The 1,017-nt window shown below is 72.3% G+C and carries 1 protein-coding gene; it reads right to left on the minus strand.

What is annotated here, in order from left to right:
• The coding region (locus tag J5Y04_RS41175) for an amino acid adenylation domain-containing protein (RefSeq protein WP_245206503.1) at nucleotides 1-981 on the minus strand (981 nt) is incomplete at its 3' end.
• Between the last annotated feature and the right edge of the window lie 36 nt (nucleotides 982-1,017).

A 1,017-nucleotide genomic window follows, 5' to 3' on the forward strand; every position in this document is an offset into this window, starting at 1 on the left:
GACGACCGCTGCGGGGACCATGTACTCGGGCAGGTGCTCGGCGGTGAACGCCCGCAGTACCGGGGGCAGTTCCTGCCCGTCGTGGCCGGGTGCGGGGATGACGTAGGCGACGATGCGCTTGTCGCCGGGGGTGTCCTCGCGGACGATGGCGGTGGCCTGGGCGACGGCGTGGTGGGCGGCGATGACCGTTTCGATCTCGCCGAGTTCGATGCGGAAGCCCCGGATCTTGACCTGGTCGTCCGCGCGTGCGAGGAACTCCAGGTTCCCGTCCGCCCGCCAGCGTACGAGGTCGCCGGTACGGTACATCCGCTCACCGGGTTCGCCGAACGGGCAGGCGACGAAGCGCTCGGCGGTGAGGCCGGGCCGGTCGAGGTAGCCGCGGGCCAGGCCGGTGCCGGTGATGTAGAGCTCGCCGGCGACCCCGGGGGCGACGGGCTGGAGGGAGGCGTCCAGGACATACACCCGCGTGTTGTCCATCGGCCGGCCGATGGGGGGCGCCGCACCGATGGCGTCGGGGTCGGCCAGCGCGGCCTGGGTCGCGCAGAGGGTGATCTCGGTCGGACCGTAGAGGTGGCGCACGGTGATGCCCGGACAGGACTCCATGACACGGCGCACGGACGCCGCGGAGACCACGTCGCCGCCGGTCAGGACCTCCCGCACCCCGGAGAAGACCTCGGGCTCGACCTCGCCGACCGCGCGGAAGAGGCCGGCGGTCACGTGGACGTGGGTCAGCGCGTGGCGGGTGATCAGGTCCCGCAGGACGGCGGCGTCGATGTCGGTGTCGGGCGCGACGACCATCTGCCCGCCGGACAGCAGCGGCACCCAGATCTCGTAGGTCGAGGCGTCGAAGGCGTGCGGCGCGTGGAACAGCACCCGCTGCGGCTGCGGGGTGTGCCAGGCACGGTCCCGCGCCAGGTCGGCAACACCCCGGTGGGTGGTGGCGATGCCCTTCGGGGTCCCCGTCGAACCCGAGGTGTACATCACGTACGCGACATGCTCAGGAGTGACACTCACCGC

It is taken from the genome of Kitasatospora sp. RG8, from assembly GCF_017813315.1.
In the GTDB taxonomy this organism is placed as follows: Bacteria; Actinomycetota; Actinomycetes; order Streptomycetales; family Streptomycetaceae; genus Kitasatospora.